We start from the raw sequence: 24,048 nt of genomic DNA, 5'->3' as shown, positions 1-24,048 counted from the left end.
GAATCATCGGACGCCAGGCCGTCGAACGCCGTTCGTCATCCCTTCCGCGTCAAAAGACGGACATACCCATCGGTACTCCGCTTGACTGGCTGATATGGAAACATGCTAATCGGTTCGTTGCGCGTATCGAATGCGCCACGTTCCAACGCGGGAGGAGAGGATGTCTGGAAGCGGCAAGCCGCCGGTACGACATGTCGATGCCATTGTGGTCGGCGCGGGTTTTGCCGGCCTCTGCCTGCTTTACAGGCTGCGCGGCCTCGGCCTTTCCGTGCGGGTGTTTGAGACCGGTGCCGGTGTTGGCGGTACCTGGTTCTGGAACTGCTATCCCGGCGCGCGCTGCGATGTGGAAAGCCTGCAATATTCCTTCTCCTTCTCGGAGGAACTGCAGCAGGAATGGGAATGGACCGAGCGCTACGCCTCGCAACCCGAGATCCAGCGCTATCTGGACCATGTCGCAGACCGCTTCGACATGCGCAGGGACATAAGCCTCGAGACCACCGTCACCGCCGCCATCTATGACGAGCAGGCGAACCTCTGGCGTGTTGAGACCGACCGTGGCGACGTTTTCGAGGCTCGCTTCTGCATCATGGCGACCGGCTGCCTTTCGGCGGCGCGCGTGCCCGATATCAAGGGGCTCGACCGGTTTGGCGGGCAATGGTTTCATACCGGGCGCTGGCCGAAGCAGCCGGTCTCCTTCAGGGGCAAGCGGGTTGCCGTGATCGGCACGGGCTCATCCGGCATCCAGGCAATTCCCATGATCGCCGCGGAAGCGGACCACCTCTTCGTCCTCCAGCGCACCCCAAACTTCTCCATTCCCGCCTGGAATGCTCCCTTGCCGGTCGAGCGTCAGAACGAATGGAAGGAAAACTACGAGGAGCATCGCCGCGCTGCCCGCAACTCGCGCTCCGGCATTCTCTACGAATATGCACAGCGGGGCACTTTCGAAGTGGACGAAGACGAACGCCGGCGCGAGTACGAGCGACGCTGGGCGACCGGCGGCGCCAACTTCACGCACTGCTTCAACGACATTTTCTTCGACAGGTCGGCCAATGACTTGGCGGCGGAATTCGTACGCGAGAAGATTCGCGAGATCGTAAAGGATCCAAAGGTAGCCGAGATGCTGACGCCGACCGACCACGCGATCGGCACCAAGCGCATCTGCGTCGACACCGATTACTATAAGACGTTCAACCGGGAGAACGTCACGCTGGTCGATCTGCGCCAGGCGCCCATCGAGGAGATCACCGAAACCGGTATCCGCACGGCGGCAGCCCATTACGATCTCGACGCCATCGTCTTCGCGACCGGATACGACGCGGTGACCGGCGCCCTGCTGAAGATCGACATCCGCGGCAGGGACGGCCTGAAGCTCGCCGACAAATGGCACGGGGGCCCGCGCAGCTATCTCGGGCTGATGATGGCCGGCTTCCCCAATCTCTTCGTCATAACCGGACCGGGCAGCCCGTCGATCCTCACAAACGTCGTCGTCTCAATCGAGCAGCATGTCGACTGGGTGGCGCGCTGCATCGATCATATGCGGGCCGGAGGCGCAGAACGGATCGAGCCCACCGAAGAAGCCGAGGACGCATGGGTGCGGGAGGTCGGCGAGGTGGCGAGCAAGACGCTCTTCACCGGGACCAACTCCTGGTACATGGGCGCCAACATTCCCGGCAAGCCACGCGTGTTCCTGCCCTATGTCGGCGGCTTCGGAAAATACAGCCAGATCTGCGAAACCGTAGCTGCCGAGGGCTATAGGGGCTTCCAGTTGGCCTGATGAACTCGTCCCGCACCAAAGGCTGCCCGTGACAAGACAGAAACTTGCAGTCGTAACCGGCGGTGCCAGCGGCATAGGTGCCGCCTGCGTTCGCAAGTTCGCCGCTGAAGGCTGGCGCACCCTCATAGCCGACGTGAACGTCCCGGGAGGCGAGGCGCTGGAGCGCCAGTTGGCGGACGAAGGCCGTGCCTGCGAGTTCCGCCGCCTCGACGTTTCCTCCGAGGAAGATGTGAGCGCCTTCGCGGCGGCGCTGAGCCGCGAGGCCGGTCCGTTGGACGCATTGATCAATTCAGCGGGCATCCTGCAGGGCGCAGTCCGGCTGACGGACATGACGATGCAGGCCTACGACGCCATCATGGCCGTCAACCTGCGCGGCGCAGTCCTGATGGGCAGAGCCATCGGGTCTCTCATGGCGGATGAGGGTGGCGGCGCGATCGTCAATCTCTGCTCGATCAGCTCGGTCCGCGCTTCGGCCCAGCCCGCCTACGCCACGTCCAAGGCAGGGCTGAAGATGCTGACCGAGATCATGGCTGCCGAACTCGGCCCCAGGGGCGTGCGCGTCAACGCTGTCGCCCCGGGCTATACGATGACGCCCCTGATGGCCTCGCTGATCACAAAGGGCCAGCGCGATCCGGAGCTGGTCGTGGAGCGTTCCGCGCTGCGCCGCTTCGTCGAGCCGGAAGAGGTGGCGGACGGCATCTTCTTCCTGTGTTCGGACGCGGCGCGCTCAATTACCGGGGTGCTACTGCCGATCGACTGCGGCTGGCTCGCATACTCCGCCTATTCGGCTTTCGCGACCCAGCCGGACTGATCACGCTTCAGTTCATCCACAGGCCGCCGGTAACGTTGATCGCTTGGCCGGTCATGTAGGCCGCAGCGTCGGAAGCCAAGAAGGCGACGACGCCCGCGATGTCGTCTGGCTGGCCTGCGCGGCGCAGCGGAATCGTCTTCACTCGCGTCTCCACATCAGGGAGACCCTGCGCGCGATTCAGCGCCTCCGCCTCTTCGCGCATCCTCGTATCGACGATGATGCCCGGGCAGACGGCGTTCACCCGGATCCCGTGTTCTGCCATCTCGCCCGCCAGCACCTGCGTCAATCCAATGATGGCGAACTTGCTGGCGCTGTAGGCGGCATGGTTCGGGACGCCCTTCTTCCCTGTCCACGAGGCCATGTTGACCACCACGCCCGACTGTCGCTTCACCATATGCGGCAGCACTGTCTGGCAAAAATTGAACGCACCATCGAGGTTGACCGAAAACACCTTGCGCCATTCCTCTTCGCTCGTCTCGAGGAAGCGCGACGTGCGCAGAATGCCGGCATTGTTGACCAGCAGATCGACATGGCCGAGCGCCTCTATCAATTGCGCGGCTCCGGCCTCTACCTCCTGGCGTGACGCGACATTGCCGTAAGCAGCCTCTACAAGGCGGCCTTCCCTCCTCACGAGCGCTGCGGTTTCCTCGGCACCGGACCGGTCAAGATCGAAGATCCCGATATCGTAGCCGGCCCGCGACAGCGTCTGCGCAATCGCCCTGCCAATTCCGGCGCCGGCCCCCGTGATGATCGCCGTGCGGCGCGTCACGCCTGCCATGCCTGATCCCTTTTCTCCGCCGCCCAGCTAACCTGCCGCTGCGGTCGCACCAGGGCGGGAACCGGTGGGGAGCGTTTGATGCCGCTCTTCGCATAGTCGCGCGCCAGCGCCTTTCGGTAGCGGCGCGGATCGAGTTCCAGCCCGTAGCGCGGCGAATCCGGAAACTGCTTCGCCTGCCAAGCATGGTCGTCGGCGATGGCCTTTTCCATCTCCGCCTTGGTCGGCAGCTTGAGGGCGCCGCTCGCCGCCGCGGCGATATACTCGGCCTGATCGTCCATCATGCGGATGTTGGCGCCGCCAGTGACGTCGAAATAGCCGATGAAGAAGACGTTCGGCAGCCCGGGATGGACGACGCGGTTGTAAAGGTCCAGCCGCGTCCCCGAGACCGGTGACGTGCCTTCGGGCAGGAACGGCAGATCGGTTTCGTAGCCAGTCGCCGCGATGATGCTGTCGACCTCCGCGCTAGTGCCGTCGACAAAATGCACCACCTTGCCGTCGATGCGCTCAATGCCCGGCTTCACCTTGATGCGTTCCCAGGCGATGTGGGAGATCAGCGTCGGATGGCTGATGGGATGTGTGCGCGTATTCGGCGTACGGAAGCCCCATTGCTCCATGCGGCCGTGGAAGATCCGCGTCAGCATGGTCCTGAGCCATACGCGCACGCGCCAGGGCAGCCACGGCTTCTCGAACTTCGTCAGGATGCGCGACTGCGGCACGCCGAACATCAGCCGCGGCATGACCAGCACCGGCGAGCGGGCGCAAAGGATCGTCTGCTCCGTCACTGTGCAAATGTCGGCCGCGATGTCGACGCCGCTGTTGCCGGGTCCGATCACCATCACCCTCTTTCCGGCAAACGGCTCCGGGACGCGATAGGCATTTGAATGCAGATACTCGCCGGTAAAGCCTTCGATCTGGGGCGGATGGCGCGGGATGGATTGATGTCCGCTAGCCACGACCACCCCGTCGAAGACCTGCGACTGGCCGTTCTTGAGCACGATCCGGTACCGTGCGCCTTCAGGCTCGATCTTCACCACCTCGCTGTGGAATTTTATGCGCCGGGTCAGATCGAAATGGTCTGCGTACTCCCGAAAGTAGCGCTCCATCTGGCTCGTGTCGGGATAGAGCGGCGTGTCCTCGGGAAACGGAAAATCGATGAAGGAGCTAACCTTGGCTTCCGAATTGATATGCAACGATCGATAGGCCGGGCTGCGGCCGCTGTCGTTCTCGTAGGCCCATAGGCCGCCGATCCTGCTGCCGATCTCGAAGATCGTCGCATCAACGCCCCGCGCCAGCAAGTTCTTGGCAGCGCACAGACCGCCTGCTCCGGCGCCGATGACGGCGAAGTGTTTCTCTGCCAACGTTGTTCTCCCTCGCATGGCGGACTCCGAACGCCGGGCCGACAGCACCTCAGTCGATGTTCAGCCGATCGCGCAGCCAGCCGCAGGCGGCATCCAGCGCTTCCTCGGAACGGCCGATAATGCCGACCCATGGCATGAAGCCATGATGCACGTCGCCATAGTGGATATGCGTGGCGTCCACGCCGGCATCACGCAGGCGGCGTGCATAGTCCTCGCCCTCGTCGCGCAGCGGATCGTATTCGGCGGTCACGATGTAAGCCGGCGGCAGGCTTTTCAGGTTCTGCGACCGATTGGGCGAGACATACGGATGCGCGCCCTCCGATTGGTCGTTGAGATAATGTCCCCAGAACCATTTCATGGTCTCGCTGGTCAGACCGCAGCCGGTGCCGCGTTCGACATACGAGGCCGACCCCGCCGAATAGTGGTCCGTGACCGGGTAGATCAGAAGCTGCGCTGCGACATCCGGTCCGCCTTCGTCGCGTATGCGGATCGCGGTGACGGCGGCCATGTTGCCGCCTGAACTATCCCCGGCCAACGCCAGCCGCGTAGGGTCGCCGCCGAATTCAGCTGCGTGCTCGGCCACCCAGCGGGCGGCAGCGAGGCAATCGTCGGTACCCGCCGGGAACTTGTGCTCCGGCGCCAACGCATAGTCCACCGAGACGACAATAGCTTGGGCCCGGCGGCAAATCTGGCGGCATATGCCGTCATGCGTGTCGATGCTGCAGATGACGAAGCCGCCACCGTGGAAATAGAGCACCACCGGCCGCCCATCCCGCAGGTCGGGCCGATAGATGCGGATCTTCATGTCGCCGCGGGGACCGGGCACCGTCCGGTCCTCGACATGGCCGACCTCGGGTCGCTGCACGAGAGCGTAACGCGCCAGATCGCCGCCGCGAACTGCCTCGACCGTCTGCGCATGCATCGGCGGCAACGCGGCCGCCTTGTCGAGCATCGCCCGGATGACGGGATCGAGCGGCATTGCTTCTTGCCTTTCCATGGTCACGCGACCGCCTGCCGCCGGTCCTGGTGGTCACCTCGCCCCTGCTTCGCTGGAGCCGTCCCGAGCACGAAGCCTCGGTAGCCGGCGGCGGCCACATCTTCACATGTCTTCCGATAGCGGCCGATGCCGGCGGTATAGGGCAGGAAGACGCGCGGCTTGCCCGGAACATTGGCGCCGATGTACCAGGAGTTGGCGCGCGGGAAGAGAGTCTTGTCCGCTTCCTCGTTGACATGGCGAACCCAGTCCTGCTCCGCCGTGCGGGCCGCTTCGATCGTGTCGAAGCCGCTCGCCCGGAGGTGCTGGATGCAGTCGGCGATCCATTCGACATGCTGCTCGATGCCGACGATCATGTTGACCAGCACCGACGGGCTGCCGGGTCCGGTGATGATGAACATGTTAGGGAATCCGGCCGTCATCAGGCCCAGATAGTTCTGGGGCCCGTGTTCCCACTTGTCCTTGAGCGCAACGCCGTCGCGGCCGCGAATATCGATCGCCGTCAGCGCGCCGGTCAGCGCATCGTAGCCGGTGGCGAAAACCAGAGTATCGATCGCGTATACCGCCGCCGCGGTGCGGACTCCGCCGGAAAGGATCCGATCGATCGGCTCCGACCGCAGGTCGATCAGGGTGACGTTGTCGCGGTTGTAGGTCTCGTAATAGTCGCTGCCGACACAGATGCGCTTTGTCCCCAGCGGGTGATCCTTGGGGCAGAGCTTTTCCGCCACTTCCGGGTCATTCACGATCGACCGGATGCGTTCGCGTACATAGTCCGCCGCAGTCTTGTTTGATTCCTCGTTAAGGTAGATGTCCTTGAAGGAATGCACGAAATTCACGCCGCCCTCGGCCCAGCGCCGATCGTATTCGGCGCGGCGTTCGTCCTCCGACACGTCCATCGCGGAGCGGTCGCTGAATTCGTAGAAGGTGCCGACCTGCTTCGCCCGTGCCCGGTGTTCGGGATAACGATCCTTCCACTTCCGCTGTCCTTCGTCATCGAGCGGGCGGTTGCGTGCAGGAATCACGAAATTGGGCGTGCGCTGGAACACGTAGACGTGCTCCGCCTCGCGGGCGATCATCGGGATCGCCTGCACGCCCGATGAACCGGTGCCGACGACGCCGACGCGCCGCCCGCTGAAATCGATCTTGTGGGCTGGCCACTGGCCGGTGTGATAGAAGCGGCCACCGAAATCCTCGATGCCGCAGATGTCCGGCAGGCGGGCGGTCGACAGCGAGCCGCTGGCCATGACCAGGAACGGTGCGGTGACGCGATCGCCGCGGTCGGTCGTCACCGTCCAGGAGGCTGTCGGCTCGTCGAAACTCGCCGCCTCGACACGGGTCTTGAACTGGATGGCCGAGCGAAGCTCGAAGCGGTCGGCGACGTGCTGGATATAAGCGAGGATTTCCGGCTGCTGCGCGAAGCGCTCGGTCCAGTTCCACTCCTGCTGCAACTCTTCCGAGAAGCCGTAGGAATATTGCATGCTCTCGACATCGCAGCGCGCGCCGGGGTAGCGGTTCCAGTACCAGACGCCGCCAACATCGTCCGCCGCCTCATATGCGCGGACGCTCATTCCCATCTGGCGAAGCTTGTGGATCATGTAGAGACCGGCAAACCCCGCACCGACTACGATCACGTCGAAGTCGCAGGCCCGATCTCCGCTGCTGGTCCTGGAACCACCCATGTCGCTCCTCCTTGGGATCGGCGCGCCTTTGCGGCGCTTATCGCTTGCGCACGCTTTGCGGCCCAACCGCGTGCCGGAACCAACTAGCATATATGCATACCGATTAGTAGACCAATTGTCGGACCAATGCAATGCTTTCAGGCTCGTCAGCTTCGGTGGCTGGGGTCCTGAGCGGTCGCGGCTATCCGGCTGCGACCGCGCTCACTGCGGACGACCCATGCGATGTGGCCGCCAGGGGCGCGACGCCGTGTGCCGACGCGCTCGCCCTACCCGAAAAACAATCGGGGCAAGATCAGCACGATCGACGGGAAGGCGATGATCAGGAGAATCCGGGCAACGTCGGAGACGATGAAGGGCATAATGCCGCGGATGATCGTCGCCAGGGGCACCTCCGGCGCGATCGAGCGCAGGATGAAGAGGTTCATGCCGATCGGCGGCGTGATCAGGCCGAGCTCGACCAGCATGACGACGAAGATGCCGAACCAGACCGGGTCGAAGCCGAGCCCGACCACGATGGGGAAGAACATCGGCAGGGTGAGCAGCATCATGGCCAGGCTGTCGAGCACGCAGCCGAGCAGGACGTAGATGACCGTGATGATCAGGATCACCGTATAGGGCGACAGCTCCGAATTGCCCACGAGTTCGAGAATGGCGCGGTGCGAGCCGGTGAGGTTGATGAATTCGCCGAAGATGGTTGCCCCGATGATCAGCGCGAAAAGGATGGCGGTGGTCTGGACCGTATCCTTGAGGATCTCGTAGAACTCGCGCAGGCTGACCCGGCGGGCGATGGCGAAGGCGAGCGCGCCGACCGAGCCGATGCCGCCGGCCTCCGTCGCGGTGAAAAGCCCCGTATAGATGCCGCCCAGCACCAGCACGAAGAGCGCAGCCACGGTCCATATGCGGCGCAACGCCTCGAGGCGCTCGCGCGTCGTCGCGCGTTCGGCCGGCGGGGCCGATTCCGGCTTGCGGAACACGGTCCAGCGCACGGCCAGCGCATAGCCGACGACGCCGAGGAACCCCGGCAGCAGGCCGGCGGCGAAAAGCTGCCCGATATGGGTCTCGGTGGAAACGCCGTAGACCACCATGATGATGCTGGGCGGAATAAGGATGCCGAGCGTGCCGCCGGCCGCCACGGTCGCGGCGCTGAGCCCGTTCGAGTAGCCGTAGCTGCGCATCGAAGGAATCGACACCTTGCCCATGGTCACCGCGGTGGCGACGCTCGAGCCGCAGACGGCCGCGAAGCCGCCGCACGAGACGATCGTCGCCATCGCCAGCCCGCCGCGCCAGTGGCCGAGAAAGGCCTGCCCGGCGCGATACAGATCCGCCGAGATGCCGGCTCCGGCGACCAGATTGCCCATCAGGATGAAGAGCGGAATGACCGACAGATAATAGGACATGGTCGAGCCGCTGGTGATCAGCGCCAGCATGCTCATGGCCGGCGTGGCGCCATTGACGATGGCAAAGCCGATCGCGCCCACCACCGCGAGCGCGATCGCCACGGGCACGCGCAGGAAGATCAGCGCGAAGGCGCACAGAAATCCGATGGAAGCTGCAAGCATTATTCGAGACCCGAATGGCGCGCCGCGCCGTGGTTGTCGTCGCCCGGAACCCTGAAGATCGTGAGCAGGAAAGCGATGGCGGTGACCGCGGAGAGCGCCGCCATGAAATAGTAGGCCGGCGAGAGCGGAAGCTGGAGGAACGGGGTGACGTCGCCGTAGCTCGCCACCCGCGATCCCTGCACGGCGAGCCGCCACGCCAGCACGGCGAAAGTGCCCGCCCCGAGCGCCGCCGCGATGAATTGCTGGACCCGCTTCATCAAGGGTGGCGTGACGTTGTCGAACAGGTCGATCACGACATGGCGCTGGCGATAGGCGAGCTGCGGATAGAGCAGGAAGGTGATGCCGACCAGCGACAGCTCGGTCAGCTCCGTCGCACCAGGCAACGGACTGCCGAGCAGGTTGCGCCCGATCACGTCGCCGAGCGTCAGGAAGGCGAGCAGAAGGACGAGCACGCTCGCGGCGAAGGTGGTGATGGTTTCAATGCGGGTGAGCATGAGTCGCCGCCTCCTGATCGCAGGCTCGGGGAAGGAAACAATGGCTTTCCGGCAGCAGCCTCGCCGCCGGAAAGCCCGTGCCTGGGTGGGGTCAGTTGGCGCCGGCGCCCTTGTCGAGCTCGGCGCGGAAGGCTTTCAGCACCTCGCCGGCATTGGCGAGCCCTTCCTCTTCGGCCTTTTTGATCCAGGCCTGGTCGATCGGTTCGAGCGCCTTCTCGATCTGCGTCATCAGCTCGGCGCTGGCGTCCTTGATCGTCACGCCGCCCTCCTCGAGCGCCTTGCGCGACGTCTCCTCGCCCTTGGCATACACTTTGCCGGCCGCAAGCGAGAGTTTCTCGCCGGAGATCTCCATGATCGCGGCGCGGTCCTCTTCCGAGATCGCGTTCCACTTCCGCTCGTTCACGAGGAGGGCGAGCACGGACTGGCCGAGGCCGCCATCAACCACGGTGACGTATTTGAAGATGTCCTGGACCTTCCAGTCGAGGATCGGGTTGAACGGGAAGAAGGTGCCGTCGACGACGCCGGTCGAGGCGAGTTCGTACATCTCCGAGACCGGCTTCTGGATCGGCACGATGCCGAGCTGGTTCATGATGGCGACGGCGGTGGCGCTGGGCGCCCGCATCTTCATGCCCTTGAGCTGCGCCACATCGGTGATGATGGCGCTGTCGTTGACGATGTGGGTTGGCGTGCTGGCCCAGATCGACAGCACATGCGTTCCCTCGAACGGCTTGAGCTGCTTCAGATACTGGTCGTAGACCCGGTAGAAGGAGGGCGACAACACGGCCGGATCGTTCTCCAGCAGCGGCAGTTCGCCGATCTCCATGATCGGGAACCGGCCGGGGGTGTAGCCGGGCAGGATGATGCTCACATCGGCCAGGCCGTCGTGCACCACGTCGAACTGCGCCGCAGCCGAGCCGACCGCCTTGGGCAGCCATTCGACCCTGACGCGGCCTTCCGTCACCTTCTCGACCTCCGCCGACCAGGGCTTGAGCACCGGCTCGTTCAGCACGTAGCCCGGCGGAAGCCAGGTCGAATAGGTCAGCACCGTCTCGGCTGCCGCACCGGCTGTCGCCAGGCCGATCGAGAGATTGGCGAGCGCGGCTACGCCGAGCGTCTTGAGTATGGTTTTCATGTGCACGGACATAAGATCCTCCCTGTCGCGCGCGGCATTGACCGCGACCCGCAAGTACGCATCGGCCGAAAATACCGATTAGTATAGAATACGCATCGGCCGGAGATACTGACTGGTATATAACGATATCCGGCGGTAATCAACGCACTTCGTCACGCCGTTCGGGCCTGCGGCGTCAGGGCGCTCGACGAGGCTCGATGCCGAATTCGGCGAGCACCTCGGCCGTGTGCTCGCCCAGCCGGGGCGGCAGCCGCCTGATCGAGGGCGGGCTTTCCGAGAAGGCGAGCGGGCTCGCGGGGAGGCGCATGCCGCCCTCGCTCGGGTGCCGGTGCATCTCCCAGAAGCCGGTGGCGACGAGATGCGGATCGTCGAGCAGGTCCTCCAGTTCGTTGACGACCGCGTGAGGGATGTCGCTGCCGCCGAGCAGTTCCAACCACTCCCCGGTCGAGCGCGTCTTCAGGATACGGCCCACCTCGGCCCAGATGGTGCCGAGATTGGCCTGCCTTCCGGCCTGGGTGCTGAAGCGCGGATCCGCCATCAGGTCGGGCCGGTCGATGAGCGTGAGGAATTGGCGCCAGTTGGCGTCGTTGTAGGGCAGGAAGCAGATGTAGCCGTCGGCGGTCGGAAAAGGACGCCGCATCCCCTGCCGGATCGGCTCGTAGCCCATCTGCCCGACAGGCGGGTCGAAGATGTAGCCGCCGAGATGCTCGGCCGAGTTGAAGGCGACGATCGTCTCCAGCATCGGCACCTCGACCTTCTGGCCCGCACCGGTGCGCTCGCGGTGAAAGAGCGCCAGCGCGATCGCATAGGCCGCATGCACCGCGGTGATCTTGTCGCAGATGATGGAGGGCACGTAGCGCGGCTCGCCGGCGGCGATCTTCTGCAACATCGCGAGCCCCGACAGCGCCTGCACGATATCGTCATAGGCCGCCTTGCCGGCATACGGGCCGGCCTGCCCGAAGCCCTGGAGGTGGCAGTAGATCATGCGCGGATTGGCCTCCGCGATCGCCTCGTAGGCAATGCCGAGCTTGGCGGCTGCCCCGGCGCGGATGGAATGGACGAGAACGTCGCTGCCCGCCGCCATGCGCCGCAGCACCTCGCCGGAGCCCTCCTGCTTCAGGTCGAGCACCACGCTGCGCTTGTTGCGATTGTTGGCCAGGAACAGCGCGCCCATGCCTTCGGAGCGGCGCGGGCCGATCGAGCGGGTGATGTCGCCTTCCGGCGACTCGATCTTGATGACGTCGGCACCCATGTCGCCCAGGTACTGGGCGGTCATCGGCCCGAGCACCACAGACGAAAGGTCGAGGACGCGTATGCCGCTGAGCGGCCCGTTCTTGTTCATCAGGCAGTTTCGCTATCAGTTGCGACGGCGAACCGGGCGCCGCCGCGGGTTCATCCCTTGCCGGTGTCGGCGTTGACCATGTCGAGGATCAGCAGCGCCATCCGGTCCACCACCTCGTCGAGCGACAGCCGGCCGTCGGGCCGGTACCAGACATAGGCCCAGCTCACCATGCCGCCGATTGCCAGCGCCGCCATATGCGCATCGCTGACGTGGAACTCGCCCGCTTCAATGCCTTCGCGCAGCAGCGCGGTCAGCTTGCGGTCGAAATCGCGCCGCATGTCGTTGATGCGGTTGAAATCCGCGACGGCCAGGTTCTTTTCCTCGCGGGAGAAGATCGCGATGTGCATCTGACTGGTCAGGACGGCCCTCACGAACCGCTCGCCGAGCACACGCAGCTTCTCGGTCGGGCTTGCCTTCAGCGGCAGAACGCTGTCCATCGCTTCCAGCGAGGAGGCGATGCCGCGCGAGCATATCTCGGCGAGCAGTTCGCCCTTGGAGCTGAAATGTGCGTAGATGAAGGGTTTCGTCACGCCGAGCCGTTCGGCCACGGCGTCAAGGGTCGTGTTCTCGTATCCTTTTTCGTAGAATAACTCGACCGCAGCGGCGATCGTGCGCGACCGCTTGAGCGCCGCGACTTCGTCGCGGATGCCGAGTTGCTGCGCCTTGCGCTGCGGTGCCATAGGTACTTCCTTTTCCCCGCTGGTATGACTGAATACCGGTGTAGCCGAAAACGCCCCGCCTCACCAGCTTCCTCAATCAACTCCCAGCAGCGAGTGCGTCGAGCTCAACCGGATTTCCTGCTGCCCAGCATGTCCTTGCCTATGATCTGCTTCATGACCTCGACGCTGCCGCCGCCGATCCGGCTCATCCGCGCATCGGCAAAGGCGCGTGCGATCGGGTATTCCCACATGTAGCCCCAGCCGCCGAAGAGCTGCAGGCACTGGTCCATCACCCGTCCCTGCATCTCGGTCGAGACCAGCTTCGACATCGCCGCATCGACCGAATCGAGCCGGCCCTCAAGGTGCAGCTCGATGCAGCGGTCGAGGAAGACGCGCTGCATGGTGAGTTCCGCCTTCATTTCGGCGAGCTTGAATTGGGTATTCTGGAAATCGGCCAAGGTCTGGCCGAACATCTTGCGCTCCCGGGCGTAGTCCCGCGTCCATTCCAGCGCCGCCTCGGAAGAGGCGACGGCCCGGATGGACTGGATCAGCCGTTCCTGCGCCAGTTCCTTCATCAGCACGTAGAAGCCGCGGTTCTCCTCGCCGAGCAGGTTGGAGACAGGAACCCTGAGACCTGAGAAGAACAGCTCGGCGGTGTCCTGCCCCTTGCAGCCGATCTTCTCCAGCATGCGGCCACGCTGGAAGCCCGGCCGGTCCGTTTCGACCAGGATCAGGCTCACGCCACGGCCGCGCGCAGTCGGATCGGTCTTGCAGGCCAGCACCACCAGATCGGCCGAATGCCCGTTGGTGATGAACACCTTCTGGCCGTCGATGACGTATTCGTCGCCTTCGCGACGCGCGGTCGTCTTGATGTTCTGCACGTCGCTGCCGCCGGAGGGCTCGCTCATGCCGAGCGCAGTCACGATTTCCCCGGCAACCATCTTCGGCAGCCAGCGCTGCCTCTGCTCCTCGGTGCCGTGATGGAGGATGTACGGCGCCACGATGTCGGAATGGAGATAGTAAGCCGGCGCGGTGGCCCCGGCGCGCGCCATCTCCTCGATCATGATCGCGCTGTACAGGAAGTCGGCTCCGGCGCCGCCATATTCCTGGGGAATGGTCATGCACAGGAAGCCGGACGCGGCCGCCTTCAGCCATGCCTCGCGCGGCACGATGCCAGCCTTCTCCCACGCCGCGTAATTCGGCGTGATCTCCTCCGCGATGAAGCGGCGCACCGCGTCGCGGAAGATCTCGTGGTCGTCGGAGAGAATGCTGCGCGGTATCATCGTTTTCCATCCGGGAGCCGGGCCGGCGGGAGCGCCGGCCCCGGTCAGTTTCAGTCGGCTCAGGCGAGTTCGAACCAGAAGTCCAGCATGTCGCCCTTGCGCTTGTCCTTGTCGGCAAACTTGGTCACGACACGCGTGCCGATCTTGAGCTTCTCGGCCGCGGCGGCCGGATCGGCGAGGTCGACGCCCCTGAAATAGCCGCCGAGCGCGGTGTCGGCACCGTCGAGCAGGACGTAGCCGAAGGCGTAGGGCGGCTCGGGCAGGTTATTGAAGGGCTCGTAGACGATCGTGAAGGTCTCGATCTTGCCGCCCGGCCCGACCTCGACCCATTCCGTGGTCGGCTCGAGCGTCTGGTCCGAGAAGGCCCGCGGCGGCACCAGCACCCGGCCGGTATCGCCGCAGCGCCGGCCGAAGATCTTGGCGTTGTCGCGGATCTGGACGAAGAACCAGCTGGCCACCTCGCCGAGCGCATGCGTGTACGTGATCTTCCAGTCTTCCTGACGCTTCAGAAGTTCCATCTTTCCAAATCCTTCGTTCAAGCTTCGACGACCATGGTGCCGAAGAACTGATGATCGCCGCCATTGCCGCTGGCGATACCGAGCTTCGCGCCTTTGACCTGATGGCCGCCGGCACGTCCCGAGACCTGCAACGCGACCTCGGCGACGCGGATCATTGCGGTGACCGCGATGGCGTTGGTGCAGAGCACGCCCCCCGACGGGTTGACGGGTATCTCGCCGCCGATCGAGAAGCGGCCCTCGTTGACCTGGGCCACCGCTTCGCCGAGCCCGGCAAGGCCGGCCGCCTCGATCGCGTGATATTCGGTGTTGGAGAACGGCGCGTAGAGCTCGGCGACGTCGACCTGCTTCCGGGGGTCGGTGATGCCGGCCATCTTGTAAGCGCGCTCGAAGGACCGCTTCAGGGCGAAGGCGTCGGCATGGTCGGCCATGTAGCCGTTGCCCATGCGGTCGCCGATGTAATAGGTTTCCGAGCAGTGCCCCACGCCGGTGATCCACACCGCGTCGAGGCGGTTCTCCTTGATGTAGCGCTCCGAGGCCAGGATCATCGCGCCGCCGCCGCTCGATTGCGGGCAGCAATCCATCAGCTTGATCGGCCAGGAGATCATGCGCGAGGCCATCACCTCGTCGACCGTGACCTCCTTGCGCAGATGCGCATGGGGATTCAGCGAGGCGTGCTTGCGGTTCTTCACCACCACCTGGGCCATGTCCTCCTGGGTCATGCCGTATTTCTCGGCATAGCGGATGCCCGACATCGCCAGCATGGTGATGGTGCCGAGCGGCAGCGGCCGCTCGTATTGGGGGTCCCAGATCTTGTTGAGCACGGTCTGGGAATCGCCGCACTCGCCGACCTTGTCGGCGCCGGCCGTCATGACCACGTCGCAAGCGCCGGCCGCGACATGGTAGTAGGCGGCGGCGACGCTCGATATGCCGGTCGCGCCGCCGGTGTTGATGCGGAGGAAGCGCTTGCCGCGCCCGCCCACGGCATCTACGCCGAGCCGCTCGGCATTGCCGATGCCGACCATCGCGTCCGGCGACAGCGAATAGACGATTGCCTCTATGTCATCGAAGTCGAGCTGCGCCTCGGTCATCGCCTTGGCGACCGCCTCCCGGACGAGGTCGGGATAGCTCGAATCGTCGCGGCGGGAGCGGAATTCCGATTGGCCTATGCCGATGATTCCAACGCGCGGCGCGCTCATGCCTGAACTCCTTCTCGTTCGGCGCCCAGCACGAGAACGGTCTGGTACATCATCGCGAAGCCGCTCGCCGCATGGGCGAGCGCCGTGCGGGCGCCCTTGATCTGATGCCGGCCGGCCTTGCCACGGACCTGCCCGGCCGCTTCCGCGATCCGGATCAGCCCGGTGCAGAAAACGGGATTCAACGTCACGATTCCGCCCGACGGGTTGATCGGCACCTTGCCGGTCCGGTCGAATATGCCGGAGCCGAGATCGGCCTCCCACGCTTCCGGCTTCGACAGGCCGAGCGCTTCGTAGGACAGCAGCTCCTGGTAGGGCGTGACGTCGGTGAGCTCGACGAGGTCGAGCGACTGGCGCGGGTCCGAGATGCCGGCCTCCTCATAGGCCCGCCGCGCCGCTTCCTCCAGCGCCGGCGCCTTGGACAGCTCGCGGTCGCCGAGGAAGCCCGCTTCCGTCGCCCAGCCCATGCCGCGCACCCAGGCGGGATTCTCGATGCCGTGCTTGTCGACAAAGTCCTCCGAGGCGATCACCAATGCGACGGCGCCGGTGATCGGCTCGGACACCATGCCCTTGCGGACCGGCCAGCGGATCGCCTCGGAAGATGCGATCTCCGCCTCGCCGGCCGGGGCCTTGGCTGCGTCCGGATAGGCATGGGCGCCGTTGGCCCGGTTGCGCGCGGCGATCCGCGGTGCCAGCTGATGCGCCTGCGGCGCGGCCACGGCAAGCGCGGCAGCCTGCAGCGCATTGCTCGACAGCTCGTCCAGCGGCAGGGCGCGGTGGAAATAGGGGTCGGCGCCGAGGCGCTGCGCCTCCGACAGCGACGACGCCTCGGTCGGGCTCCAGGAGACGATCAGATGCGTGTCGTATTGGCCCGACGCGATGCGCAGCACGCCCATGACGAAGGCGTGCTCGCCGGCAGAGGGGGTGGACAGGATGTCGCGATCGACGCCCCCGACGGAACCCGAGGCGGCCATGATCGAGATCGCGCGGCCGTCGAACTGGTCGTTCGAGGCGACGACGATGCCGTCGATGTCATCGATGGTGAGGCCGGCGTCCTTCAGCGCGGCCTGGGCTAGCTCGTACAGGATCTCTTCAAGCGCTCGATCCTGCCGCGTCACCGGAGCGAATATCGCGCTCCCGATGACCGCAGTCTTCCGGTTCAGGGCCATGACTTTCCTCTTGCTTCATCGGATTCGGCCGCCGGCTCGCCACCGGCGAGCGCGGAGGCGCGCCTGGCGTACTCGCCATTGGCGGTTTCGGAATTGCCGGCCACGACCGTCGCCGGGCGCGATGCCGGCGGCTCGCCGTTGATCCAGACGGGCAGCAGCGCCTGCAGATCGCCCGCAGGTCCCCTGCGCACCAGCCTGCGCTCGTCGACCTGTTTCCCGGCCAGGGCCTCGCCGAGATCCTTCACGAGGGTGAAGCAGCAGTCGACCGATCCGAACCGGTCGGCCGCCTCGGCGCTGTCGATCCGGCTGAAAAAGTCCTGCACTTCCTGCCGCAACGCCTGCTGCGGGAAGGAATCGTCGTGGCGGGCGATCCAGTCCGGCCGGCCGGCGGCCCCGCAGAAAGCCCGCCAGAACTTCGGCTCGACGGCAGCCAATACGGCAAAGCGGCCGTCGCCGGTGCGGTAGACCTGGTAGTAGGCCGCCCCGCCGTTGAGATAGGTCGTGCCGCGCTTCGGCACCGTGCCGTTGGCGCCGTGATCGGCGACCTGCATCATCTGCAGCGGCATCACGGTGTCGGCGAGCGCCAAGTCGATCTCGCAGCCCCCGCCAGTGCGGTTGCGCCCGTGCAGCGCACCCAGGATGATCATGGCCGCGAACAGCGATCCGGCGACATCGGAGACCGGCGGGTCGAAAAAGGCCGGACTGTCGCCGCCGTTGCGGTCGAGCACACCCATCATCGCCAGGTAGTTGGCGTCATGGCCGGCCATCGAGCGCTGCGAGGCGTTCGTGCCGTAGCCGCTGATCGAACACAGGATGATCGCCGGATTGGCGCGCTTGAGCACCGGATAGTCGATCCCCAGGCGCTTCATGACGCCGGGGCGGAAGCCCTCGATGACGACGTCGGCGTCGCACACCATCTCCAGGAAGAGCGCACGCGTGGCATCGTCCTTGAGGTTCATGCGCATCACGGTCTTGCCGGCGTTCATGGTGCCATAGAAGACCGGCCGGCCCTCGGCGTCGCGGGGTCCGAGACGCTGCATCTCGTCGCCCTGCGGCGGCTCGATCTTCAGCACCTCCGCGCCCATGTCGGCCAAGAACAGGCTCGCCATCGGACCCGGGATATATTGCGACAGGTCCAGCACCCTGACGCCGCGCAGAAATCCCCCGAGCTCAGACATCGGATCGCCTCCCGCCCGTCACAGCACCGCCACCGGCGCGACCGGGCTGCCCGTGCCGCCGACGATCCGCAGCGGGGCGCAGAAGAACAGGAAGGTTTTCGCGCCGGCCTGCGCCAGTTCGCCGAGCACGAGGCCTTCGAGGATCGGAATGCCGTAGTCGCGGATCAGGCGCTGGTGCACCGGGAACACCTTGCCCTGCGGGAAAGGCAACGCCTCGAGCGCGAAATTGTCCGCGCCGACGACCGACACGCCGCTTTCGGCCAGGAATTCCGCCGCTTCGACATCGATGCCCGGCTCGGCATTGAAATCGACGTTCGCGCCCGGCGCCTGCCGCTCCTGCCATCCCGTCCGGATGAGGATCGCGTCGCCTTCGCGCGGCTCGGCTTCCGCTGCCGCCAGGGCCTTGCGGACGAGGTCGAGGCCGATGCTCGCGCCGTCGACAAGTTCGCCTCCATTGGCACGCACGCAGTCGAGCAGCACGCCGCGGGTCACGAGCGGGGGAAGCTTGTCCACGCCACAGCGGCCGGCGCCGAAGCTGCGCACCGTGTCGCCGGAAAAGCCATTATAGAGCTGGTCGTCATACCAGCAGTGGCACAAGGCATCGATATGGGTGCCGGAATGGACGGGCATCACGATGGTGTCTTCGGAGAACTGGAACCCGCCCGGCCGCCGGGCTCCCGCGGCATAGTCGCCGCCGTCACGGCCCAGAAGATGCAGGATGCCGGAGCGATGCTTGGGCACCGCGGTCGCGCCGGAGATCGGCTGGGCGAGGTTGAAGGCCCTGCCCTCGCGCACCAGTGCCGCGGCGTCGCAGACCTGCCGCGCGCCGATGGCGTTGACCGCGCCGGCCTCGTCCTCCTCGCCCCATCTCGCCCAGGCTTCCTTCACGAGGAGGCCTCCGCCTTGCCGCCGGCCAGCGCGATGGCGCTCGCCTTGAGCTGCTTGCGATGGAGCTTGCCGGTCGGGGTCAGCGGCAGCGCATCGCAGATCTCGATCCGGTCGGGGATCTTGTACTTGGAAAGCTGCCCCTTCAGGTGCCGCACCAGTTCCTCCGGCGAGACGCCAGCGCCCGGGTTCTCAACCACGAAGGCCACGATCACTTCGCCGCGCTCCATGTCGGGCACGCCTATCACCGCGGCGCGGGCGACCTTGTCGTGCTGCAGCAGCACTTCTTCGATCTCGGCCGGCGAGACGTTGATGCCGGCGCGCTTGATCATCTCGGTGCTGCGGCCCACGAAGACGAACGCGCCGTCGGCGTCGAGCCGCCCGAGATCGCCCGTGCAGTAGAAGCCGTCATCGGTGAAGACCTTGGCGTTGAGTTCGGCGCTCTTGCCCGAATAGCCCGGCGTGATGTAGCCGCGCACCTCCAACAGCCCCGGCTGTCCGGGCGCGACCAACTCGCCCGTTTCCTCGTCGCGGAAGCGGAACTCCTGTCCGGGGAGCGGAAAACCCTGGCAGGCGGCGCGGCGCGCCACCGGCCAGTAATGCCAGGTGACGGCGCAATTGCCGTAGGTCTCAGTCGCGCCGTAGATGTTGCAGAGCTCGGGCACGCCGAGCTTCTCGACGGCAACCATGAATTCCTGCGGGCTGCCGATGGTGAGCCCGGTGCGCAGGCTCGCGGTCCGCTTCAGGTTGAAACCCTCTTGACGGACCATTGCGCTGGTCATGGCCGGCAGCGTGTAGATCGCGGTGCAGCCCAACCTTTCGATCGCGTCGAGCGCGGCGGCGGGATCGAACTTCTCGAGCAGCACCAGACAGGCGCCGTGGGTGAATGCCGCCGGCAGCGCGTTCGCTCCGCCATAGGACCAGAATAGCGGCGCGGAAAGAAGCACGCGGTCGGAGGGACGCAGGCCCTGGCGCTCACCGATATTGAAGCCGTTCTCGACCACGCCGTGCTGCTTCAGGCGAACGGCCTTCGGCGCGCTGGTCGAGCCGGACGTATAGAGGACCAGGGCGTCGTCATCCGCGGTCGGCCCTTCGCCGGGCGGCAGCAGATCGTGGCTCGCAACTTCCTCGGAAAAGCTGGCGAAGTCGCCGAAGCCGTCGGGAAGCCCGCCCGTGGCTCCGACGATCACCACATCGATGTCGCCGACATCGATCTCGGTCAGGTCGGAGAGGAAGTCGCGGTCACCGAACCGGGCGAGCGAGAAGAGCACTTCCACCCGCGAATCGGGCAGCAGGAATTCCAGTTCCTTGCGCGTCGACCAGGTGCTGAACGGCACCACCACCGCGCCCGCCATCGACGCGCCGAAGCAGATCTCCAGCCACTCGATGCGGTTGCTCATGATCATGCCGACCCGGGCGCCGCGCCGGATGCCGAGGCGTCGTAGCCGGGCGCACACGCTCGCCGCGCGCGCGGCGAGTTCGGCATAGGTCACGGTCCGATCACCGCAGATGGCGGCCGGGGCATCGCCGCGGCACGCCGCGTTTTCGCGCAGAAGGTCAGGATAGGTTCTGCTGAAGGGAGGATTCATGCCAATGTCGTATTGATCGAACTGCCCGTTCGGCCATCTGACGAAATCAGGAGCCGATTACCGATTGGTATATCTTTCTTCCGGTCGGTACACAAGTCCGAAAGTGCCCCCCGCCGCGCCTGGAACCCGCGGCGACGGAGTTTGATCCGATCCTATTTCTCGGCTTCCGCCATATCGGCGCGGAATTCGGCCAGGACCGCGGCGGGATCTTCCAGCCCGTTCGCCTTGGCCTTGGCGACCCATTCGGCCTCGACAGGCGCGAGCGCCTGCTTCAGTTCCTGGACGAGCGAAGGGCTGGCGTCCTGGATGGTTACACCCGCCTGCTTGAGCTTGGCGTAAGCGGCCTCCTCCGATTCGGCGTAGTTCTTTCCCGCGGCGGCGGCGAGTTTCTCGCCGGAAACCTCCATGATCGCCTTGCGGTCCTCTTCGGAAATGGAGTTCCAGGTCGCCTCGTTGACCAGGAAGGCCATCACCGGCTGGCCGATACCGCCGGGAACCTTGGTCATGTAGGGCAGCAGCTCGGCGAGCTTCCAGTCGTTGATCGCCGTCGCGGCGAAAAAGGTGCCGTCCACCACGCCGGTTGAGGCCAGCTCGTACATTTCCGAGACCGGCTTCTGTACCGGCACCGCGCCAAGCGCATTGATGATGGGGATGCTGGTGACGGTCGGCGCGCGCAGCTTGAGCCCGCTGAAATCGGAGAGCGTCTCGATGATCTTCGTGTCGGTGACGAGCTGGTTCGGCGTCGTGGAGAAGATCGTCAGCACATGCGTGCCCTTAAGCGGTTCCAGCGCCGCGAAATGCTTGAAATAGGACCGATAGAAGGCCGGCGCGATCACAGCCGCATCGCTCGACAGAAGCGGGAGTTCGCCCATTTCGAGCAACGGGAAACGGCCCGGCGTGTAGCCCGGCAGGATGACGCCCATGTCGGCGAGGCCGTCGCGGACGACGTCGAACTGGCTGGCGGCCGTACCCACCGCCTTGGGCAGGAACTCGACCGAGACCCGGCCCTCCGTCACCCGCTCAACTTCCTTGATCCAGGGGCGGATCAGCCCGTCATGCACGGCGTGGTGGGCCGGGAGCCACGGCGAATAGCGGATCACCGTCCGCGCCGCGGCCGACCCCACGCCCACGGCCAGTGCAGCCGCCATGCCCAGGAGCGTCACGCCCAGGCGCGTCGAAACGAATCTCATCCTGATTTCCTCCTGTGAGATCCAGGGCCCTCTCGCCGCCTTGCCGGCAGGTCATCCCGGACTTACCGTCCAGTATAAATTCATTCGTGATAAAACCAAGTGGTTCCGGAAGGTAAAGAGGCCTCAGCGGCCCCGCCAGACGGGCGCGCGCTTCTCGGCGAAGGCGGAGGCACCCTCGCGCGCATCCTCCGATTCCAGGAGCTGGCCTGTGATCGCCTTCTGACGCTCGAACATCTCGTCGAGCGGCCAGTCGACCTGCTCGGTGATGACGCGCTTGCTGGCGGCGACGGAAAGCGGCGCGTTGGCGGAGATGGCGCGGGCAAGCTCGATCGCTCCGGAGAGCGCATGGCCCGGCTCGGTGAGGCGGTTGATCAGCCCGAACTGGTGCATGCGCTCGGCCGTGACCATCTCGCCGGTGAGCGCCATCTCCATTGCGACGCGCTGCGGGATGAGGCGAGGCAGGCGCAGCAGGCCGCCGGCCGCGGCCGCAAGCCCGCGCCGCGCCTCCGGCAGGCCGAATTTCGCGTCCCTGGCCGCCACCACCAGATCGCAGGCCAGCACGGATTCGAAACCGCCGGCAAGCGCATAGCCCTCGACAGCCGCAATCAGCGGCTTCTTCGGCGGCGTCTGGGCGATTCCCAGGATGCCGCGGCCCTCGACGCGCGTCACCTCTCCGGCCAGGAAGGCCTTGAGATCCATGCCCGCGCAGAAATTGCCGCCGGCGCCGGTGAGGATGCCGACCCGCAGCTCGTCGCTGGCGTCGAGCTCGTCCACCGCGGCGCACACCCCGTAAGAGACCGCGCGGTTCACGGCGTTGCGAACATGCGGGCGGTTGATCGTGATGATCATCAGCCCGTCCGTCTTCTCCACGAGAACTTCGTCGGTCACGGTCCTGCTCCTCGTCATTCCTTCGGCTGCAGCGCGACCAGGCGCTCCATCGCCTCCAGATATTCGAGCTGCATCTGGTACATCACGTCCTTCACCGTGGTCTCGCCGGCCATGGCGCCGACCACCTGGCCCGCGGGAAAGGAGAACAGGTCGCCACGCTGGGCACGCACCACCCGCGCATGCGCCTCGTTGTAGAGGATGCCCTGCAGCGGCGGCAGGAGATAGGACGGCGCGCCCGGCTCCTCCCAAGCCTCCGACAGCTTGCTCTTGAGCATGCGCACCGGCTTGCCCGTGCGCGCGCGTCGGCGCACCGCGTCCTCGGTGCGGGCGCGGAAGATCGCTTCCTTCTCGAAAGTGTTGAGCTCGCTCTCCTGCGTGCCGAGCCAGATCGTCCCGCACCACACGCCTTCCGCGCCCAGCGCGAGGGCCGCCGCCACCTGGCTGCCGCGGGCGATGCCGCCGGCCGCCAGCACGGGGATCTCGTTGTTCACGGCGTCGATCACCTGCGGCACCAGCACCAGCGTGGAGATGTCGCCCGTGTGCCCGCCGGCCTCCGTTCCCTGCGCGATGATCAGTTCGACTCCCGCCTCCTTCTGCCGGACCGCATGCGCCGGCTTGCCGCAGAGCGCGCCGAGCATCACGTCGCGCTGCTTCAACTCCGCCACTATATCGGGCGGAGGAGCCCCGAGCGCGCTGACGACGAGCTTCACCTGGGGATGCGCCAGCGCGGTGCGCACCAGTTTGCGCGCGCCTTCCGGCGTCATGGCGCCGCGCCCCTCCATGATCTCGCGGTGGACCCGCTCGCGCTCGTCCTCGGGCAGTTCCGGCACGCCTGCCTCGTCGAGGATGCGCTTCATGAACGCCTTGTGCTCGGGCGGGATCAGGTCGTGCAGGTCGGTCCTGCCCGTCTCGGCCTCCGCCTTGGCGTCGTATTTGGTCGGGATGATCACGTCGACGCCGTAGGGCCGGCCCTCGATATGGTCGTCGATCCAGCGCAGCTCGGCTTCGAGCTGCTCCGGACCGAAGGTTGCCGCGCCGAGTACGCCGAAGCCGCCTGCCTTCGTCACCGCGACCACGACGTCGCGGCAGTGGGAAAACGCGAAGATCGGCACGTCGCAGCCGAGCCGCTCCGCGATCCTGGTTCTCATCTGTCGTTTCTCCTCGTCCCGGCGGGGCGGAAACGCAGCACCGGCGTACCGTTCTCCTCGACATGGAAGCCGGCTTCGACCGGGAATCCGAGCCGCAGCGCACCGGCCTCCATGCCCTCCAGGCGCCCGAGCGCGCGCACCCCTTCCGCGAGGTCCACCGTCACCAGCGCGTAGGGAACCTCCCCGGCGAAGCCGGGATGGAAGACGTGATGCGCCACGGTCCAGGAATGCACTTCACCCTTGCCGCTCGCCTCGACCCACTCCACGCCCAGCGAATGACAGCGATCGCAGACGAGTTGCGGATAATGCCGCAGCTTGCCGCAGTTGGCGCACTTCTGGATCAGAAGCACGCCCTTGCGCGCCGCGTCCCAGTAGGGGCGCGACAGCTCGGTCTCGTGCGGTTCGGGTTTGGCCGCCATCGTCACCT

At 65.7% G+C, this 24,048-nt stretch carries 22 protein-coding genes; 2 read left to right on the top strand and 20 right to left on the bottom strand.

Features of this window, described 5'->3' with window-relative positions:
• The first annotated feature begins 160 nt into the window (after positions 1–160).
• Together E4O86_RS04140 and E4O86_RS04135 are read left to right on the top strand one after the other, a co-directional pair.
• Positions 161–1,774 (top strand): flavin-containing monooxygenase, encoded by a 1,614-nt coding sequence (locus E4O86_RS04140; RefSeq protein WP_161139248.1) that lies wholly within the window; start codon positions 161–163, stop codon positions 1,772–1,774.
• A 28-nt stretch (positions 1,775–1,802) separates the two neighbouring features.
• Positions 1,803–2,585 carry an SDR family oxidoreductase gene (locus tag E4O86_RS04135; protein ID WP_161139247.1) on the top strand — a complete coding sequence of 261 codons (783 nt, stop codon included), beginning with the start codon at positions 1,803–1,805 and terminating at the stop codon, positions 2,583–2,585.
• Between the two features lie 7 nt (positions 2,586–2,592).
• On the opposite strand, the gene E4O86_RS04130 is transcribed toward E4O86_RS04135, so the two are convergent.
• The 20 genes from E4O86_RS04130 to E4O86_RS04035 all read right to left on the bottom strand — a co-directional run bounded on the left by E4O86_RS04130 (position 2,593) and on the right by E4O86_RS04035 (position 24,040).
• Positions 2,593–3,363, bottom strand: a complete 771-nt coding sequence (locus tag E4O86_RS04130) for an SDR family NAD(P)-dependent oxidoreductase (protein WP_161139246.1) — start codon at positions 3,361–3,363, stop codon at positions 2,593–2,595.
• Complete coding sequence (locus E4O86_RS04125; RefSeq protein WP_161139245.1) at positions 3,351–4,721, bottom strand: flavin-containing monooxygenase; 1,371 nt, start codon at positions 4,719–4,721, stop codon at positions 3,351–3,353. The genes E4O86_RS04130 and E4O86_RS04125 overlap by 13 nt, the downstream gene beginning before the upstream one ends.
• Before the next feature lie 49 nt (positions 4,722–4,770).
• Entirely contained in the window at positions 4,771–5,718 is a 948-nt protein-coding gene (locus E4O86_RS04120; RefSeq protein ID WP_246206200.1) for an alpha/beta hydrolase, read from the bottom strand.
• Positions 5,719–5,720: 2 nt separating this feature from the next.
• Complete coding sequence (locus tag E4O86_RS04115) at positions 5,721–7,460, bottom strand: flavin-containing monooxygenase (protein WP_343039089.1); 1,740 nt, start codon at positions 7,458–7,460, stop codon at positions 5,721–5,723.
• 200 nt (positions 7,461–7,660) lie between these two features.
• The gene (locus E4O86_RS04110; protein WP_161139244.1) at positions 7,661–8,953 is read right to left on the bottom strand and encodes a TRAP transporter large permease; all 1,293 of its coding nucleotides are present in this window, start codon (positions 8,951–8,953) and stop codon (positions 7,661–7,663) included.
• Positions 8,953–9,447 carry a TRAP transporter small permease gene (locus E4O86_RS04105; protein ID WP_161139243.1) on the bottom strand — a complete coding sequence of 165 codons (495 nt, stop codon included), beginning with the start codon at positions 9,445–9,447 and terminating at the stop codon, positions 8,953–8,955. The genes E4O86_RS04110 and E4O86_RS04105 overlap by 1 nt, the downstream gene beginning before the upstream one ends.
• 91 nt (positions 9,448–9,538) lie before the next feature.
• Positions 9,539–10,579, bottom strand: a complete 1,041-nt coding sequence (locus tag E4O86_RS04100) for a TRAP transporter substrate-binding protein (RefSeq protein ID WP_205520687.1) — start codon at positions 10,577–10,579, stop codon at positions 9,539–9,541.
• A 175-nt stretch (positions 10,580–10,754) separates the two neighbouring features.
• Positions 10,755–11,921 (bottom strand): CaiB/BaiF CoA transferase family protein, encoded by a 1,167-nt coding sequence (locus E4O86_RS04095; RefSeq protein ID WP_161139241.1) that lies wholly within the window; start codon positions 11,919–11,921, stop codon positions 10,755–10,757.
• A 50-nt stretch (positions 11,922–11,971) separates the two neighbouring features.
• Complete coding sequence (locus tag E4O86_RS04090) at positions 11,972–12,601, bottom strand: TetR/AcrR family transcriptional regulator (RefSeq protein ID WP_161139240.1); 630 nt, start codon at positions 12,599–12,601, stop codon at positions 11,972–11,974.
• Between the two features lie 104 nt (positions 12,602–12,705).
• Positions 12,706–13,863 (bottom strand): acyl-CoA dehydrogenase family protein, encoded by a 1,158-nt coding sequence (locus E4O86_RS04085; protein WP_161139239.1) that lies wholly within the window; start codon positions 13,861–13,863, stop codon positions 12,706–12,708.
• Between the two features lie 59 nt (positions 13,864–13,922).
• A complete protein-coding gene (locus E4O86_RS04080; RefSeq protein WP_161139238.1) occupies positions 13,923–14,381 on the bottom strand; it encodes a Zn-ribbon domain-containing OB-fold protein in 459 nt (152 codons plus the stop codon).
• Between the two features lie 17 nt (positions 14,382–14,398).
• A complete protein-coding gene (locus E4O86_RS04075) occupies positions 14,399–15,577 on the bottom strand; it encodes a thiolase family protein (protein ID WP_161139237.1) in 1,179 nt (392 codons plus the stop codon).
• Positions 15,574–16,743 (bottom strand): thiolase C-terminal domain-containing protein, encoded by a 1,170-nt coding sequence (locus E4O86_RS04070; protein ID WP_161139236.1) that lies wholly within the window; start codon positions 16,741–16,743, stop codon positions 15,574–15,576. The genes E4O86_RS04075 and E4O86_RS04070 overlap by 4 nt, the downstream gene beginning before the upstream one ends.
• Positions 16,734–17,921 (bottom strand): CaiB/BaiF CoA transferase family protein, encoded by a 1,188-nt coding sequence (locus E4O86_RS04065; RefSeq protein WP_161139235.1) that lies wholly within the window; start codon positions 17,919–17,921, stop codon positions 16,734–16,736. Before E4O86_RS04065 ends, E4O86_RS04070 begins: the two co-directional genes overlap by 10 nt.
• 18 nt (positions 17,922–17,939) lie before the next feature.
• On the bottom strand, positions 17,940–18,809 hold the full coding sequence (locus E4O86_RS04060) for a cyclase family protein (protein WP_161139234.1): 870 nt from the start codon (positions 18,807–18,809) through the stop codon (positions 17,940–17,942).
• The gene (locus E4O86_RS04055) at positions 18,806–20,395 is read right to left on the bottom strand and encodes a class I adenylate-forming enzyme family protein (RefSeq protein ID WP_161139233.1); all 1,590 of its coding nucleotides are present in this window, start codon (positions 20,393–20,395) and stop codon (positions 18,806–18,808) included. The genes E4O86_RS04060 and E4O86_RS04055 overlap by 4 nt, the downstream gene beginning before the upstream one ends.
• Before the next feature lie 152 nt (positions 20,396–20,547).
• Positions 20,548–21,558 carry a TRAP transporter substrate-binding protein gene (locus tag E4O86_RS04050; protein WP_205520686.1) on the bottom strand — a complete coding sequence of 337 codons (1,011 nt, stop codon included), beginning with the start codon at positions 21,556–21,558 and terminating at the stop codon, positions 20,548–20,550.
• Between the two features lie 150 nt (positions 21,559–21,708).
• A complete protein-coding gene (locus tag E4O86_RS04045; RefSeq protein WP_161139232.1) occupies positions 21,709–22,473 on the bottom strand; it encodes a crotonase/enoyl-CoA hydratase family protein in 765 nt (254 codons plus the stop codon).
• A gap of 14 nt (positions 22,474–22,487) precedes the next feature.
• Positions 22,488–23,621 (bottom strand): nitronate monooxygenase, encoded by a 1,134-nt coding sequence (locus E4O86_RS04040; protein WP_161139231.1) that lies wholly within the window; start codon positions 23,619–23,621, stop codon positions 22,488–22,490.
• The gene (locus E4O86_RS04035; protein WP_161139230.1) at positions 23,618–24,040 is read right to left on the bottom strand and encodes a Zn-ribbon domain-containing OB-fold protein; all 423 of its coding nucleotides are present in this window, start codon (positions 24,038–24,040) and stop codon (positions 23,618–23,620) included. Before E4O86_RS04035 ends, E4O86_RS04040 begins: the two co-directional genes overlap by 4 nt.
• Positions 24,041–24,048: the final 8 nt, after the last annotated feature.

The organism is Propylenella binzhouense (assembly GCF_009866965.1).
Classification (GTDB): Bacteria; Pseudomonadota; Alphaproteobacteria; order Rhizobiales; family Afifellaceae; genus Propylenella; species Propylenella binzhouense.
This window is presented reverse-complemented; position numbering and strand designations above follow the sequence as displayed.

Coding starts and splice junctions, on each gene's coding strand:
- E4O86_RS04140 (WP_161139248.1), top strand. CDS start 161: ATGTCTGGAAGCGGCAAGCCGCCGGTACGACATGTCGATGCCATTGTG.
- E4O86_RS04130 (WP_161139246.1), bottom strand. CDS start 3,363: ATGGCAGGCGTGACGCGCCGCACGGCGATCATCACGGGGGCCGGCGCC.
- E4O86_RS04120 (WP_246206200.1), bottom strand. CDS start 5,718: ATGGAAAGGCAAGAAGCAATGCCGCTCGATCCCGTCATCCGGGCGATG.
- E4O86_RS04110 (WP_161139244.1), bottom strand. CDS start 8,953: ATGCTTGCAGCTTCCATCGGATTTCTGTGCGCCTTCGCGCTGATCTTC.
- E4O86_RS04105 (WP_161139243.1), bottom strand. CDS start 9,447: ATGCTCACCCGCATTGAAACCATCACCACCTTCGCCGCGAGCGTGCTC.
- E4O86_RS04100 (WP_205520687.1), bottom strand. CDS start 10,579: ATGAAAACCATACTCAAGACGCTCGGCGTAGCCGCGCTCGCCAATCTC.
- E4O86_RS04095 (WP_161139241.1), bottom strand. CDS start 11,921: ATGAACAAGAACGGGCCGCTCAGCGGCATACGCGTCCTCGACCTTTCG.
- E4O86_RS04090 (WP_161139240.1), bottom strand. CDS start 12,601: ATGGCACCGCAGCGCAAGGCGCAGCAACTCGGCATCCGCGACGAAGTC.
- E4O86_RS04085 (WP_161139239.1), bottom strand. CDS start 13,863: ATGATACCGCGCAGCATTCTCTCCGACGACCACGAGATCTTCCGCGAC.
- E4O86_RS04080 (WP_161139238.1), bottom strand. CDS start 14,381: ATGGAACTTCTGAAGCGTCAGGAAGACTGGAAGATCACGTACACGCAT.
- E4O86_RS04075 (WP_161139237.1), bottom strand. CDS start 15,577: ATGAGCGCGCCGCGCGTTGGAATCATCGGCATAGGCCAATCGGAATTC.
- E4O86_RS04070 (WP_161139236.1), bottom strand. CDS start 16,743: ATGGCCCTGAACCGGAAGACTGCGGTCATCGGGAGCGCGATATTCGCT.
- E4O86_RS04065 (WP_161139235.1), bottom strand. CDS start 17,921: ATGTCTGAGCTCGGGGGATTTCTGCGCGGCGTCAGGGTGCTGGACCTG.
- E4O86_RS04055 (WP_161139233.1), bottom strand. CDS start 20,395: ATGAATCCTCCCTTCAGCAGAACCTATCCTGACCTTCTGCGCGAAAAC.
- E4O86_RS04040 (WP_161139231.1), bottom strand. CDS start 23,621: ATGAGAACCAGGATCGCGGAGCGGCTCGGCTGCGACGTGCCGATCTTC.
- E4O86_RS04035 (WP_161139230.1), bottom strand. CDS start 24,040: ATGGCGGCCAAACCCGAACCGCACGAGACCGAGCTGTCGCGCCCCTAC.